This window comes from Nitrospirota bacterium (assembly GCA_016180645.1).
Lineage (GTDB): Bacteria > JACPQY01 > JACPQY01 > JACPQY01 > JACPQY01 > JACPAV01.
Genome location: JACPAV010000016.1, coordinates 1 through 14,133, shown reverse-complemented (window position 1 = coordinate 14,133; position 14,133 = coordinate 1). Strand labels below are relative to the sequence as shown.

13 protein-coding genes, 1 tRNA gene and 1 pseudogene are annotated in these 14,133 nt (G+C 61.5%); 13 read left to right on the top strand and 2 right to left on the bottom strand.

The window, feature by feature from the left end; all coding sequences use genetic code 11:
* The first annotated feature begins 32 nt into the window (after positions 1-32).
* Genes HYT87_10475 through HYT87_10465 form a run of 3 tightly spaced genes read left to right on the top strand, consistent with a single transcriptional unit; the run spans position 33 to position 1,983 of the window.
* A complete protein-coding gene (locus HYT87_10475; protein MBI2060184.1) occupies positions 33-233 on the top strand; it encodes a helix-turn-helix domain-containing protein in 201 nt (66 codons plus the stop codon).
* Positions 230-1,561 carry a DUF3987 domain-containing protein gene (locus HYT87_10470; protein MBI2060183.1) on the top strand — a complete coding sequence of 444 codons (1,332 nt, stop codon included), beginning with the start codon at positions 230-232 and terminating at the stop codon, positions 1,559-1,561. The genes HYT87_10475 and HYT87_10470 overlap by 4 nt, the downstream gene beginning before the upstream one ends.
* 56 nt (positions 1,562-1,617) lie before the next feature.
* Positions 1,618-1,983 (top strand): hypothetical protein, encoded by a 366-nt coding sequence (locus HYT87_10465; GenBank protein MBI2060182.1) that lies wholly within the window; start codon positions 1,618-1,620, stop codon positions 1,981-1,983.
* A gap of 128 nt (positions 1,984-2,111) precedes the next feature.
* Here the strand turns inward: HYT87_10465 and HYT87_10460 are convergent, their stop codons facing one another.
* A complete protein-coding gene (locus tag HYT87_10460) occupies positions 2,112-2,306 on the bottom strand; it encodes a hypothetical protein (protein MBI2060181.1) in 195 nt (64 codons plus the stop codon).
* Positions 2,307-2,413: 107 nt separating this feature from the next.
* Here HYT87_10460 and HYT87_10455 point away from each other — a divergent pair, with 107 nt between their 5' ends.
* Genes HYT87_10455 through HYT87_10440 form a run of 4 tightly spaced genes read left to right on the top strand, consistent with a single transcriptional unit; the run spans position 2,414 to position 4,707 of the window.
* The gene (locus tag HYT87_10455; protein MBI2060180.1) at positions 2,414-2,914 is read left to right on the top strand and encodes a hypothetical protein; all 501 of its coding nucleotides are present in this window, start codon (positions 2,414-2,416) and stop codon (positions 2,912-2,914) included.
* 17 nt (positions 2,915-2,931) lie between these two features.
* On the top strand, positions 2,932-3,393 hold the full coding sequence (locus HYT87_10450) for a hypothetical protein (protein ID MBI2060179.1): 462 nt from the start codon (positions 2,932-2,934) through the stop codon (positions 3,391-3,393).
* 31 nt (positions 3,394-3,424) lie between these two features.
* A complete protein-coding gene (locus HYT87_10445; protein MBI2060178.1) occupies positions 3,425-3,610 on the top strand; it encodes a ribbon-helix-helix protein, CopG family in 186 nt (61 codons plus the stop codon).
* On the top strand, positions 3,607-4,707 hold the full coding sequence (locus HYT87_10440) for a site-specific integrase (protein MBI2060177.1): 1,101 nt from the start codon (positions 3,607-3,609) through the stop codon (positions 4,705-4,707). Before HYT87_10445 ends, HYT87_10440 begins: the two co-directional genes overlap by 4 nt.
* A gap of 95 nt (positions 4,708-4,802) precedes the next feature.
* Here the strand turns inward: HYT87_10440 and HYT87_10435 are convergent.
* Positions 4,803-4,874, bottom strand: a tRNA-Thr gene (locus HYT87_10435).
* 572 nt (positions 4,875-5,446) lie between these two features.
* Between HYT87_10435 and HYT87_10430 the strand changes: the two genes are divergently transcribed.
* From HYT87_10430 to HYT87_10405, 6 genes and pseudogenes are all read left to right on the top strand, one after another.
* Positions 5,447-10,357: a hypothetical protein gene (locus tag HYT87_10430; GenBank protein MBI2060176.1), complete on the top strand. Its 4,911-nt coding sequence runs from the start codon at positions 5,447-5,449 to the stop codon at positions 10,355-10,357.
* 21 nt (positions 10,358-10,378) lie between these two features.
* The gene (locus tag HYT87_10425; protein MBI2060175.1) at positions 10,379-10,714 is read left to right on the top strand and encodes a hypothetical protein; all 336 of its coding nucleotides are present in this window, start codon (positions 10,379-10,381) and stop codon (positions 10,712-10,714) included.
* A gap of 116 nt (positions 10,715-10,830) precedes the next feature.
* A complete protein-coding gene (locus HYT87_10420) occupies positions 10,831-11,826 on the top strand; it encodes a Gfo/Idh/MocA family oxidoreductase (GenBank protein ID MBI2060174.1) in 996 nt (331 codons plus the stop codon).
* Positions 11,823-12,407, top strand: a complete 585-nt coding sequence (locus HYT87_10415; protein MBI2060173.1) for an N-acetyltransferase — start codon at positions 11,823-11,825, stop codon at positions 12,405-12,407. The genes HYT87_10420 and HYT87_10415 overlap by 4 nt, the downstream gene beginning before the upstream one ends.
* A gap of 75 nt (positions 12,408-12,482) precedes the next feature.
* The gene (gene wecB, locus HYT87_10410) at positions 12,483-13,622 is read left to right on the top strand and encodes a UDP-N-acetylglucosamine 2-epimerase (non-hydrolyzing) (protein MBI2060172.1); all 1,140 of its coding nucleotides are present in this window, start codon (positions 12,483-12,485) and stop codon (positions 13,620-13,622) included.
* 9 nt (positions 13,623-13,631) lie between these two features.
* Positions 13,632-14,036, top strand: a pseudogene (locus tag HYT87_10405) (nucleotidyltransferase substrate binding protein).
* Positions 14,037-14,133: the final 97 nt, after the last annotated feature.

Below are 14,133 nucleotides of genomic sequence, written 5' to 3'. Positions count from 1 at the left end.
AGGTGTTTTCGTCGTCGTGCGAAAATCAGTGCATGAACGTACAAGACAACGACATCCTGCTCGATGTGAAGGATCTAGGTCGCCTCCTCAAGCTGAGTGCTCAGGCCGTTTTTACGCGGCTCTGCCGTGGCGGGGATTTGCCGCCTGGCATCCGGATCGGCAAACTTAGACGCTGGCGCCGCCAGACGGTGGCCGCGTGGCTCGCGGAACGAGAGGGTAGGGCCGGGACGTGACGCCGACGGAAATAGCCGAGGAGCGATTTGCGGAGATCCGGGACGCGCACGCGACGCTCGACCCGACCAGCGACGAAGCGCGGGGACTGCTTACTGAAGCCTTGCAGATCCGGCAGAAAATCGAGAAAACGAGGCGAGCGGGTGAGTTCCCGTCTGAAATCCTGCACGGGGGGCTTTTGGGCGAGTACCTTGAGGCAGTCGGACCTGTCACCCAGGCCCCGGACTCCTACCATGTCCTGAATTTTCTCACGGTTGCCGGTCTCACGCTAGGTCGCAATATTTGGGTGCAGACCCCAGAGCCGATTTATCCAAACCTCTACGGACTCCTGATCGGACAAACGGCCACAACGAAAAAAACGACCGCGGTCCGGCTGGCTCGCCGACTTCTGCGCGACGTGGCCCCGGAAGTAGTGACTCTTCCCGGAGTCGTTTCGACAGAAAGCGTTTACGATGTGCTGGCCGTCCAACCCAGGACGCGGGCACTCATCGTGTTTGATGAATTTCGCGCCCTGTTCTCCATCGGTAAACGGCAATCTACGGGGGACCTCATTCCGAAATTGGGGAGCCTCTATTACTGCCCCGACTACGACGCGATCAATCGACGTGAACCGGGCAAGGAGACCAAGCGCACCACTGAAATTCATGAGCCGTTTTTGTCGATGATCGGAAATTCGCCTTCCGGTTGGCTGGAGGGTGAGATCACCAGCGGGCATATCGCGGGAGGATTTGTCAATCGCATCTGCACCGTCTACGGCGAAGGGAAGTCTGCAATTCCATTCCCCCCGCCCGTCGATCAAGGCCGATGGTCGCGCCTGGCAGCTTCGCTGAAAGAAGTGGCCGCCTACTGGGCGCAGAACCCCGGAGCGATAGGTTGGAACGCCGACGCCAAGGGCATGTACGAGCGTTACTACAAGCAGACCGATGCGGCGAGGCGGAAGCAGGACGACCGGACGACGGAAATCACGGGCCGTGTGGACGAGCATACCCTCAAAATTGGCGTCATTCTGTCCGGCTTGGAGCGGTCGCGGACGATGACAAGGGATGCCTTGTCAAGGGCGATTCTATTTGGGTCGTACCTTGAGGGAGCGGCCTTGCACATTTTCGGAAACATCACGGCGTCTGCCGTCGGTCGCGTCGAAACGAAGATCATCGAGCGGTTGCGGGGCTACGGGGGGCGAGTGAAAAAACGCCAACTCCAGAATTCCCTCAATGGGGGCTGTCGGGATGCCGGTGAATTCAATCGAGCGTGGTGGAACCTGAATGAAGGGGGACGAGTCAGGCAAGAAACCCCGGATGGAAGCCGTGAGGTATGGGCGGTTTTGGTATGACGATGCACCGTACACCGTACAGTCAAGCCCTTGAAAGTACATCGTTTGAGTGTACGGTGTACGGGGACACATCCCCTGTTGACCCCATCGAAGAGGCCCGGCGGTATCTTCGGGAGCGGGCGGGTGAGAAGGCACAGGAAGTGCCCCGCGAAGTTGAGCCTTCCGCGTCCATCATCCGGGAACGGATCAACGACAAGGCTGGGCGGACGCTGGCCGTCCGGTGGGTGTCGGGGATCGTCGGGGATATGTGGGTGACCTTGGATCGGGCGACGGCGCTATGGTGCGGATTGGTTCGCCCCGGTGGTTCGCCGATCTTCTACCTGGCGACGGACGACGCGGAATTCTTCAAGGACGCCACGCGGGATCAATTGGAGCGGCTGGCGGAGTTCAAGAAAATGTTTCTATCGCCGGAGATGCAGTGACGGTAACCGAGAATTAGTCAGGCCGGGCGGCTCTTGCGGATGCCCATGTAGGCGTAAATTGAAATGCCCACGCCAAACAGGAGAACGGTGGTGAAGGCCAAGAAGAGAAACGTCCCTGCATCCATGGGCTACAGTTTATCCCCGTTGGTGTACCCCGTCAACCAAATGGCGAGCACCAAGAGAACGATCCCCGTGCCGATTCCATACAAGTCAACGGTCTTCCGGGTACCATCAACCACGGCATCGGCAAACCCGCCGATGACTGCGGCAAGTCCAAGCTGCGTGAGAACCTCAACGACCTTTCCCAAACGCTTTCGACCCATGACGGCACTCGTACCACGCCCCCAAAGAACGGGCAACCCATGAGCTGCGCGAAGGGCCGACGGTTGGAGTGCCAGGCGTTTGGGATTCCGGGGTGAGGAGGTGATCCATGTCGGATGACGTGTGGAACAAACCCAGTTTCGTCCCCCCATGGGCGGACCCGGAGAGGCGGTGCGACTACATGAGGCCCTACGCCGGACGGTGCGACTACTTCGCCCGGCAGGGTGGGACCCGGTGCCTTTCACACAAGGGGAAACCCCAGCGCGATCCGAGCCGGACCTGTGAAGCCGAGGGATGTCGCTACGTCCCCATCCAGAGCAATCCTTTCTGCCCCCGTCACGATCCAGAGATCCAGGCGGCCAAGCTCAAGGAGCGCCAGAAGCGGAAGCAATTTGAAATGCGGATTGAGAAAGCGAAGGAGGCGTCGGAGCGGGCTTTGTGGAAGGCCGTGACGGACCTGTGCAGGCGCGGTGTGCTACCGAAGGATTTTCACCTTCTGGTCAATTGCGGTCGGTTGCGATCCGTGGACGTGTGGACGATGCTCCTATCCCCGCTTCTAGCCCTTGCCCGTTCACGTGATCCCAAGACACAGGCGAAAGGGCGAGCCTAATTCCCCAACTATTTCGGATGCCAACCCCTTCACGATACGCGAGGATGGTGGAAATCGCCGGTGTTCCCACCCTGCGGGTACGCGACGTGATCGCGGGACGGGTTCAGCCCCAGGGCGTCACGACCACCACCGTTCCCCGCGTGTGGGGTCGCCCCATGCGCCTGTTCGTCTGTCTTGACTGTTCCAAGCGGCGCCGGACGCTGTACGAGACCGAAGAGGGTTGGCGGTGCCTTCGATGCGCAGGGTTCACGTACATGAGCCAGTGGACGACGTACCGGCCCGTGGGTGGGATCGGGAGCAACTTCGGGTGGCACCGTCGAAGCAAGCGTTACGCGGAGGAACTTTATCGGCGTCTTTCCCGTCCTGGCCGTCCGGGTCGTCGGGTCGCATGGCTTTCCGCGTGGTTGGAGCGATACGCCCCCCGCGTGGAGGAGTCGGGAAGGGCGTTCATGGCGTGGAAGCCCAAGGGGGGGGCTTGACAGGTTAGCGTACTAGTTATATAGTTGCACCATGCTTAGGAACATGACATTGACATCGTTCCCGATCCGTGGTGAAGAACTCGCCCAGGTGAAGGCCACGGCGAAGCGGCTGGGGGTGAGTCAGGCGGAAGTGATCCGGCGGGCGGTGCAGGCGTTCGTCAAGGTCTGTCCACTGTGCGGACAAGCGATTCCGAAGAAGAAAAGGGGGAAGGTATGAGCGTCTACAAACGCGGTGAAACGTACTGGGTGCAGGTGTGGTACGGGAGCGGCGAGAACCTTCGGCGCTACCGCTCTCCCGCTGGAACGTCGTTCAAAGAGGCGTGCAAGGCGGAAGCGGCGATCAAGGCCAAGATCGCGGCGGGGGACTTCGCGTTCCTCACCCCCAGGTCCGCCGGTGTGTCATTCTCCGAGTTTGCCGACCGCTACCTTGAAACGTGGTCCCGGCCCCACAAGGCCGCCAAGAGCCACGAGCGGGACAAGGGCATCCTGGACGACAACCACTTCAGGGGGTTCTTCGGGAAGAAATTGCTATCCGACATTACGCGGAAGGACATTGAAGCCTACATCACGCGGCGTCTGGACGATTCATCGAGAAAGGGCGGATCGGTCAAGCGGGATACGGTCAACCGGGAACTCGCGGTGCTGAAACACATGTTCACCAAGGCTGTCGAATGGGGCGAGTTGGAACAGAACACGGCACACAAGATCAAACCCTTGAAAGGCGCTCCCGGACGGCTCCAGTATCTCAAGCTTGAGGAAGCCCGCAAGTTGCTTGCGGAATGTTCCGCGAGTCCATCCCCCCACCTGTTCCCCATCGTGTTGACGGCGCTTCACACGGGGGGGCGCCGGGGGGAAGTTCTCTCGATGAGGTGGGAACAAGTGGACTTCGACAATCGCGCCATCAAGATCGTGGCGACAAAGAACAACACCGTTCGCATTGTCCCCATGACGGATGAAGCACGGGAATGTCTTTCCAAGAAGCCCCATCACATCAAGTCCGACTTGGTGTTCTTCAACCCGGAGGGAAAGGAATTAGACAACTTCAAGTTGTCATGGGCGTCCGCCCTGAAACGGGCCGGACTTGAGGGCTTCCGCTTTCACGATCTGCGCCACACCTACGCCTCTTGGCTGGCGATCAACGGGGTGGACATCCTCACGATCAAGGAACTGCTCGGTCACAAGGACATCAAGATGACGCTCCGGTACGCCCACCTGTCGCCGTGGAACTTGAAACGGGCCGGGGGCATCCTCAATGCCTATTGGCGGGGTGAGTCGGGGGCTGCTCTGGCCCATGCACCGGCCCAAGCCGGGTAGCCACAAGCCCCCAATTTCGCCGGTCGTAGCCACACTGTAGCCACATCGGGCTACCGGCCTTTTCACGATCCCGGCCTAACTCACCGAAATCATTGAGCCGGGGAAGGGACTTGAACCCCCAACCTACGCATTACGAATGCGCCGCTCTGCCGTTGAGCTACCCCGGCGTGATTTCTTCGACGTGGAACATCGGAAAGGTACACCAACCGTGTCCAACTGCAAGCGACACGCCATGTCCTAGTGGGCGGAATTCCGAAATCCCGAGGCTTGACACCAACGGTCGTGCTTCCGTAACATGACTTGACCAGGAAGGACGAGAGCGAGGAACCGCCGAGAGGCGCAGGAGGATGCGGCGCGGCGGGGTAGGGAGACGGGAAAGCGGGAAGGGGAGCTCGCAGCTCATCGATGGTGGGAACCCTGAAAAGCGCACCCCAGTCGGGTTGTACATCTCATCGTGCCTGTTTTTCAAACGACCGACGTTGCGAGTCCTCACACGGGCTTCCCGCGAGAATCGACGAAGGCGAGGAATCATTCGTAGGCCTTCACCCCCACCCTGACCCTCCCCCGTCAAGGGGGAGGGGGAAAAGGGCGAGGCGCGCTCTTTGCTGTCCCTCCCCCCCTTCCGGCCTTCGCAGCCGGAGCTGCTACGGCGGAGTAGGCTGAGGGGGAAGGTGAGGATGGGGGGAACAATCACGATCATTCTTTTTCTCCATTCGGGAAAATTGAGAAGGAGGGAGCAATGAAAACATCTGACATGATTATGTGGGTTCTGGTGGCCGCAGTGGCCGCGACATTCCTATTGGTAGGCTGTTCCGGTGGAGGCGGTGAGGCCGACACCGTCAGGGTCGAAATCCCGACCAGCAAGGCTGTAGCCGGACTGGTTCAATCGACCGACGGCGTCGCCACGGTGGTCTACAACAATGCCGTGGTGGCTGAGAAACTCCGGCTGAGGATCGAGGAAGACCGAGACGCTGACGCGGCAAGATTGATCGTGGAGGTCCCAACCCAAGCGTTGGCGGGGGTTCGAGGAGCGCCGGCCAGAAGGCAGGACGCCGCCTTGACGGGTATCCTCGCGATCGTGATCACCGATGCGTCCGGCAGCGTCATTTACGTATCGGTACAGGCCTCGGTCGACTTCTCCGGCCAAAAGCCCACGGTTGCCATTGCGGAGGGGGGTGTCGTCACCCCGGATTCCGATTCGGATGGTGTGCCGAACTGGTTGGAGGTCCAGCTACAGACGAATCCCAACAACGCTTCCGACGCGCCGACGGCTGCGGCAGTGCAGGAGGCGACCGATTCACTCACGCAGAGTTTCACGCAGGCGATTGAGTCGGGCAAGACGACCACGGCGGGCGCGGACCCGCAGAGTGCGACGACGACGGTTCAGCCCGGATCGACCACACCGGCCGCCACGGCAACGGGCGAGCCGAGCACCACGCTCACCGCCAAGCCGGGGGCGTTTTCGAAGGTGAATTCCGTCTCCTTCAAGTTTGCAACGGACTCCGGGATCAAGTTCGAGTGCTCGTTGGATGGGACGGAGTTTGCCCCGTGCGCGTCTCCGCAGTCCTACTCGGCCCTGAGCGAAGGCCGCCACACGTTCAAAGTGCGCGCCGTGTCGGCTACAGGCACGCCCGACGCGACGCCGGCCGGCCACACGTGGACCGTAGACACCATCTCACCGGCGGCCTCCATTTCGGGACTACCGGTCACTCCCGCCGGCGCCACGAGCGTGACCGCTACACTCTCTTGCTCGGAGGCGAATTGCGCGTTTCTCTGCTCTCTGGATGGATCCGTTCTCGCGGGTTGCAGCGCCTCGCACGAGATGAGCGGACTCGGCGACGGTGACCACACGCTCAAGGTGAGCGCCGTGGACGAGGCGGGGAACGAGCAGTCTGATCCTGCTGTGGGCGTGTTCAAGACCGACACGACCCTGCCCGCGAAACCGGATGCCGCGAAGGTGGCCGTGGCGCAGAACGCCCCGGGTACGGAAGACCAGATTTCGGGATCGGCCGGCGCCGTTGAAGGCAAGGCAACCGTTGAAGTCTATGTGGACGGTCTTCTTACGAGCAACGTGTCACGTGTCACGAGTAACGCCGACGGGTCTTTCGGACCCGTCGGGATCGGCGACAACAAGGGCGACTCGTCCGACCTGATATATGTCGTCCAAATCGACCTGGCGGGGAACCAGAGCACAGTACTCTCGCTCACGAATGACAAGACGGCTCCGGCCGCCCCCACGTTGGCCCTGAAGGATTCAACCAGCGATTCGGCCACCCACACGAATTCGACCTCCGTTTCCGTGACGCCAGGGAACGACACGGGCGCAGCGGCCTGGTTCCTGACGGAAGGATCGGCGCCGGCGCCGACGGCATCGGGATGGGCGGCCACGAAGCCCGCCAGCTTCACCCTCTCCACCACGGACGGATCGAAGACGGTGAAGCTCTACCTGAAGGACGCCGCGCACAACGTGAGCGCGGCCGCGAGCGCCTCGATTACGCTGGACACGGTGGCCCCGGCGAACCCGGCGCTGACGCTGAGCGATGCAGACTGCCCGGCGTGCACGGCAAGCAACGCCGTGGGGATCAATGTGAGTGTTACGAACGATGCGGATGCCTCGAAGTGGATCGTGAGGGAAGGCCAGCCCACCGCGCCTGCCGAAAGCGACGCCGGGTGGGGAAGCGAACCGGTATCGGCGACACTCTCCACCGTCGACGCAACGAAAACCCTCTACGCCTGGGTCAAGGACGCCGCCGGCAACATCAACGCCGGCCCGGTGAGCGCGGCGATCATCCTGGACACGGCAGTTCCCTCGGTGACGGCGGTGGCCACGGCGAACGCGACCGTGACGTGCGGAGCCTCGACATGCGTCGATGAGACGTTCGACATCACGGCAACCCTCAGCGACGGGTCTGGATCCGGGGGCGCCTCCTGCCAGTACTCCAAGGACGGCGGTCTGAATTGGGCCAATGCCACATTGACCGGTGTGAATTGCAGCACTACGAGCGCGGCCTGCACGGACAATGGCAACCTTCTCGTCAACGTGCGGGGTACCGACAACGCGGGGAACGTCGGGACGGGTGAGCAAATCTCCCGCAAGTGCGACGCGGCGGCACCGTCGTTTGACGGTCTCACCTCTGCCACGACTATTTCAACCACGCAGATCAACTTGGCATGGCCGGCCGGGACCGACGCGAACAACGTAACGGCGGCAGGGGACTTGGTCTACGAAATCTGCCAGTCCACGACGTACCAAGGATGCGTTTCATCGTTTGCGGCGACGTACACGTCAACGGCGGGCGCGACGAGCTACAGCGTCAGCAGTCTCACGAAAGGAACCCGCTACTACTTCGTCGCCCGTGCAAAGGATCAGGTCGGCCACGTGAGCACGGCAACCGTGGAGAAAAGCGCCATCACGTGGACGTACAACGTGGTCTCGGTGGCGACAGGCTGGCACCACACCTGTTTCCTCCTCGCGGATGGGACGGTTCGGTGCGTGGGAATGGGTACGTCAGGCCAGCTCGGGGACGGGACGACTACCGGTCGGACGAGTCCCGTCCAGGTATCGACACTCACAAGCGTGGGAATGCTGGATTCGGCTCGGTGGTCGAATTGTGCCGTGCTGGGGAGCGGTGCCGTCAGGTGTTGGGGGGCCAACGACTACGGCCAGCTCGGAGACGGAACGACGGTGACCAAGAGTACGCCTTCGGCGGTCACCTTCATCGCGGCGACGGCGGTGTCGGCCGGGTACACAAGCTGTTTCGTCGGCAAGGAATCCAACGGGGGAGGCCACGGCTACTATTGCGGTGGATACAATGTCGACGGCAACGTCGGCCATGGGGATACCAACACAGGCTTCTGGAGCCCGGTTGGGATAGGCGGCCTTTCCTCCGGAATGATCGATGCGGGCAGCGGGCCGGGACCGACTGGACCGATGTGTGGCATGGACGGGGGCGACCACAAGGTGAAGTGCTGGGGGTACAACGCCTTTGGCGCGGTCGGGGACGGAACGACGAACAATGCCCTGGCGCCGGTGGTGGTGAGCGGCCCGGTCTACGCCCGCGACATCGGGGTGGAAAGTGAATCCTGTGCGGTGACCCCGGACGGCCTCGTGAAGTGCTGGGGCCGCAACGTGGGGGGGGCCCTCGGGGATGGAACAACCGTGGAGAAACATACGCCTGTGGTCGTGAGCTCCCTTACGGGGGCGCTCGCCGTGGACGGCCTCCAGTCGGCGAACTGTGCGCTTTTGGCGGACGGGCGCGCGGCATGCTGGGGACAAAATGCGAATGGGAAGCTCGGTGATGGGACGACGCTGGACCGGTGGACACCCGTGGTCGTGACGTCGTTGACGGGGGCCCTCCAGATCACGACAGGCCACAGCAATGGCTGCGCCATCGTGGCCGATGGGTCCGTCCGGTGCTGGGGACTGAACGACTCCGGCCAGCTCGGAGACGGAACGACGGTCGACCGGTACGTGCCGGTCACTACTAGTTTCACGATCGGGGCGCCGGGGATGATCGTGCCTCGGATAGACCGCAACCGGGGCGCAGGCCCATCGGCCCTCCCGTTTCATGAGGGGCTGGTCGCTGGTGGGGCCTTTACGTGCGGGCTGGTGTCGGACAGGACCGCCCGGTGCTGGGGCGCGAACGCGAGTGGGCAACTGGGCGATGGGACCACAATGAATCGGGCTGCCGTCGTGCCTGTCACATCGCTGACGGGCGTGATGGCCTTGGCCGCGGGTGGGTCGCATGCCTGCGCCCTCGTGGCAGGCGGCAATGTGAAATGCTGGGGACTCAATGGGAGCGGCCAGATCGGCGACGGAACGGTGGTGAACCGGTCCTTCCCCACGGCCGTAACGTCGCTTTCGAACGCCCTCAATGTCGGGGCGGGCCTCAACCACTCCTGCGCCATAACCGTCGATGGCTTCGTCAAGTGCTGGGGGAAGAATGACGCCGGCCAGGTGGGCGATGGATCGACGGTGGATCGGTACGCACCGGTCGCGGTCACTACGTTGACCAACGTGGTGGCCCTGAGTCTGGGGGGCGATCACGCCTGCGCTTTCAATGCGAGCGCGGGGAAGGCGGTGGTGTGTTGGGGACTCAACGCCAACGGCCAACTCGGCGATGGAACGAACACCAATCGGAGCGTCCCCGTAGCCGTCAGTTCGCTCACCGTGAATCTGGTGTATCAGATCGCCTCAGGCGGGTCCCACACTTGCGCGAGGATGATCAACGACACGGTCAAGTGCTGGGGAAAGAACGACGGCGGGCAGGTGGGCGACGGGACGACGACCGACCGGAACTTCGCGGTGGCGGTGACGTCGCTGACCAGCGGGGCGGTCTACCTTGCCGCGGGCGGCGCTCATACCTGCACCCTCATCGATGACGGCACGGTGAAATGCTGGGGGAAGAACGTGAAAGGCGAGCTTGGTGATGGCTCGACCGCCAGCAGCACAATTCCAGTGACCGTCTCCAGCCTCACGAATGTGATTGCCATCGCCGGCGGCGAGGACGTTGGCGCGGGGGGGGGCCACACTTGCGCGTTGATCTCGGATGGCGCCGTCAAATGCTGGGGCGCGAATGCAAGCTACCAGCTCGGCGATACCACCACCGTGAACAAGCTAATACCGACTGCCGTGTTGAACTTGCCCTGAATGAGGAGGTAGAATATGCCCGTGGCGAAGAAGGGAAACGGAATGGACTTGGCAAACGACTACCTGCGGCAGATCGTTGGGAAGTTGGACGGCATGGAAAAGGGTCTGGCTTCCGTACGGGAGGGATTGGACACCGTTCGCGAGGGACTGGATGGCGTTCGCCAGGAGCAGATAGCCATGCGCAGGGAGCAGGAGGCCATGCGACTTGAAATGGCGGGCATGTCCACGGAACTCAAGCAGCACGGCGTGCGCCTCGACCACATCGAGGAAGCCGTTCGCCGGATCGCCGCCGTTGCCGGCCAAGAGTTCCAGGACCTCAAGCGCCGCGTCGAAGTCCTCGAACGCAAGCCTGCCTGAGAACATCCCCCTCGGAGATCTACGAGGGGAGCGAAAATAGTCCAATTATTGGACGATCCAGGAGCTGACTGTCCTTCCCGGATCGACCGTGGTATCCTCCGGGCCAATCGTTCGCCATGTCGCCTATGAAAGTTGCGGTTTTGGGCTCCGGATACTGGGGGCGCAATCTCGTTCGCAATTTCGCCGAACTCGGCGTGCTGGCGATGGTATGCGATCCCTCAGAGGAGGCCCGCGAAAATGCCGGGAAGATGGCGCCACGGATCGACTTGGCCTCCGATCCGGCCCAGGCATGGGTCTCAAAGGTGGACGGGATCGTGATCGCGACCCCCGCCTCCACCCATTTCGAATTGGCGCGTCAATCGCTGATGGCGGGCAAGCATGTGTTCTGCGAGAAACCGCTGGCGCTCGACTACGATCAGGGCGCGGAACTCGTGAAAATGGCGCGTGATCGCCGCCTGATTCTCATGGTCGGTCATGTTCTCGAATACCATCCCGCCGTCGCCGAGCTGATGAACGTGGTCGAGTCCGGCCGGCTCGGCAAGATCCAGTATATCTACTCCAACCGGCTGAGCTTCGGAAAAGTTCGCCGCGAAGAGAACATCCTGTGGAGTTTTGCGCCGCACGACATAGCGATCACGCTCCGGATTGCGAATTCCATGCCGTTTGAAGTCGTGGCGTGCGGAGGGAACTACGTTCAGCCCAACGTGGCCGACGTCACGATTACGAACCTTCTGTTCGACAACGGCGTCCGGGCGCACATTTTCGTGTCCTGGCTTCATCCCTTCAAAGAGCAACGGCTTGTGGTGATCGGCACTCAGAGAATGGCGAGCTTCGACGACCAATCGAAGAAACTTCTCCTCTACGATCGACGGGTGGAAGTGAAGGATGGCGTTCCGATGCCCGTGGACGGTCGGGGAGAGGAGATCCCCTTCGCGGCCGACGAGCCGTTGCGGATCGAGTGCAAGGCATTCCTTTCCGCGATGGAGTCGGGGAAACCTCCGCTAACGGACGGCGCGAGCGGACTTCGCGTCCTGCGCGTCCTTCAAGCCGCCCAGCGATCCCTCATCACCCATGGCGAGCCGGTCCGTCTCCCCATAGAGGCAACCGCATGAGCCGGGCGGCGTTCTACGCTCATCCCTCGGCTGTGATCGATCAGTCCTGCGAGATAGACAAGGGAACGCGCATCTGGCATTTCAGCCATGTGATGCAAGGTGCACGGATCGGTGAGAACTGCATCCTCGGACAGAATGTATTCGTCGGCAAAGGCGTAAGGATCGGGAACGGGGTCAAGATACAGAACAACGTTTCCGTGTATGAGGGGGTCGAATTGGAGGACTTCGTTTTCTGCGGCCCCTCCGTGGTCTTTACGAACGTGGTCAATCCGCGGAGCGAGATCGAGAGAAAAAGCGAGTTCCGCGCGACTCGCGTGAAGCGGGGAGCGACGCTCGGGGCGAACGCGACGCTCCTATGCGGCGTAACCATCGGCCGCTACGCTTTCGTGGGTGCCGGAGCCGTGGTTACGAAGGAGGTGCCTGACTACGCCCAGATGACAGGCATACCAAGCCGGATCTCCGGCTGGCGCTGTATCTGCGGAGAGTCCCTCCGATTCGCCAGGAATCGGGCTCGATGTTCAAGGTGCCGGAAAGTGTACAAGAAGCATGGACTTCAGGTTACGAACACGGGCAACAGGTAGAAACTCCCTTTCCTGCCTTGTCCGGAAGCTGATCGCTGACCGCTGATGGCTGATCGCCGACACGAAGTAAGATCCTTGAAAATCGCCACCGTCGTGGGGGCGCGGCCCAATTTCATCAAGGCGGCAGCCGTATCGCGGGCCATCGCCGCCCACAACAAGAGCCGCCGGCGAAAGATCCGAGAAATCCTGATCCATACCGGCCAACACTACGATTACGAAATGTCCGCCATCTTTTTCAGGGAACTCCGGTTGCCCAGGCCGAAATATCATCTCGGCGTTGGATCGGGATCGCACGGCCACCAAACCGCGAAGATCCTCCTGAAAATTGAACCGGTGCTGATGAGGGAAAGACCCGACCTCATCCTCGTGTATGGCGATACCAACAGTACATTGGCCGGCGCGCTGGCGGCCGCCAAGCTGGGCGTGCCCATCGCACACGTCGAAGCCGGTCTGAGATCCTTCAAACGCTCCATGCCCGAGGAGGTAAACCGCGTCCTGACCGATCACCTCTCCACATTCCTGTTCTGTCCCTCCCGGCTGGCCGTTCGGAATTTGCGGAGAGAGGGGATCAGTCAAGGCGTCCATGAAGTCGGGGATGTCATGCATGACATTCTGGAGTCCTGTCGGTCCAGGTTGAAAAGCGTCTCGCTGACTCCTGCCTTGATAGGCGTCACCGGCGGCGATTACGCCCTGGCAACAATTCATCGCGCCGAGAATACGGACAATCCGGATCGATTGCGTGGCATCTTGGAGGGCCTCCATCGAATTGCCAAGTCGGGGTTGGCGGTCGTGTTCCCCCTCCATCCACGGACCCGGAAAGCCACCAGAAAGAACCGGATATCGCTTTCGGACTTGCATGTGATTCCGCCCGTCTCCTACCTTCAGATGTTGTCCTTGGAATCCCGGGCAAAGGTGATCCTGACCGACTCGGGCGGCGTCCAAAAGGAGGCCTATTGGCTCGCGGTGCCCTGCGTCACGCTGCGGGACGAAACCGAATGGACTGAAACCGTGCACTCCGGCTGGAACACCCTCGCCGGCTTCGATCCCACCCGCATATGCTCTGGTACACTCCGAATGCCTGCCCCTCAAGGTCAACCTCGTCTCTACGGGAACGGGACGGCTTCCACGGGAATTGTCCGGAGGCTCCTGCAGTCTGAAGATCCCCGTCATGGCCCGATGGCAGGCCCGCCGCGCCGTAGCCGATCATTCCGGTAGAATGCTAGAATGGCAAGGATTGATGTGGAAAATCTGAATCTTCGGCGCGAGAAAGCCCTGAAAGCGCTCGCCACGCTCGAAGCGGCCTTGACCGAACCTTTCTCTCTTCTCGTCAGGGATGCAACCATTCAACGATTCGAATACACCTTCGAGTCCCTGTGAAAATTCGTGCGGGCGTATCTCCGGCAGACGAAGGGTCTCTCCGGCCATGGTCCGAAGGACTGCTTCCGGGAGTTGCTGGGCGCGGGGCTACTCAACGAGGCGGACGTTCGTTGCCTCCTCGAGATGACGGACGACCGCAACTTGACCTCTCACGCTTACGAGGAGGAATTGGCCGCGAAGATTTTCAGCCGAGTGAGGGAATACGCCCGCCTCATGCGCCTCGTGCTGTCCAAATTGAGCGTCAACGCTTAGCTCGACTTTTGCCATTTTTCCATGCTGTGTGAACATCACTTCACGAGGGAAGGCCATTTCCACGCCGTGAATTTTGAGACAGGAGCCGTTTTCCGGT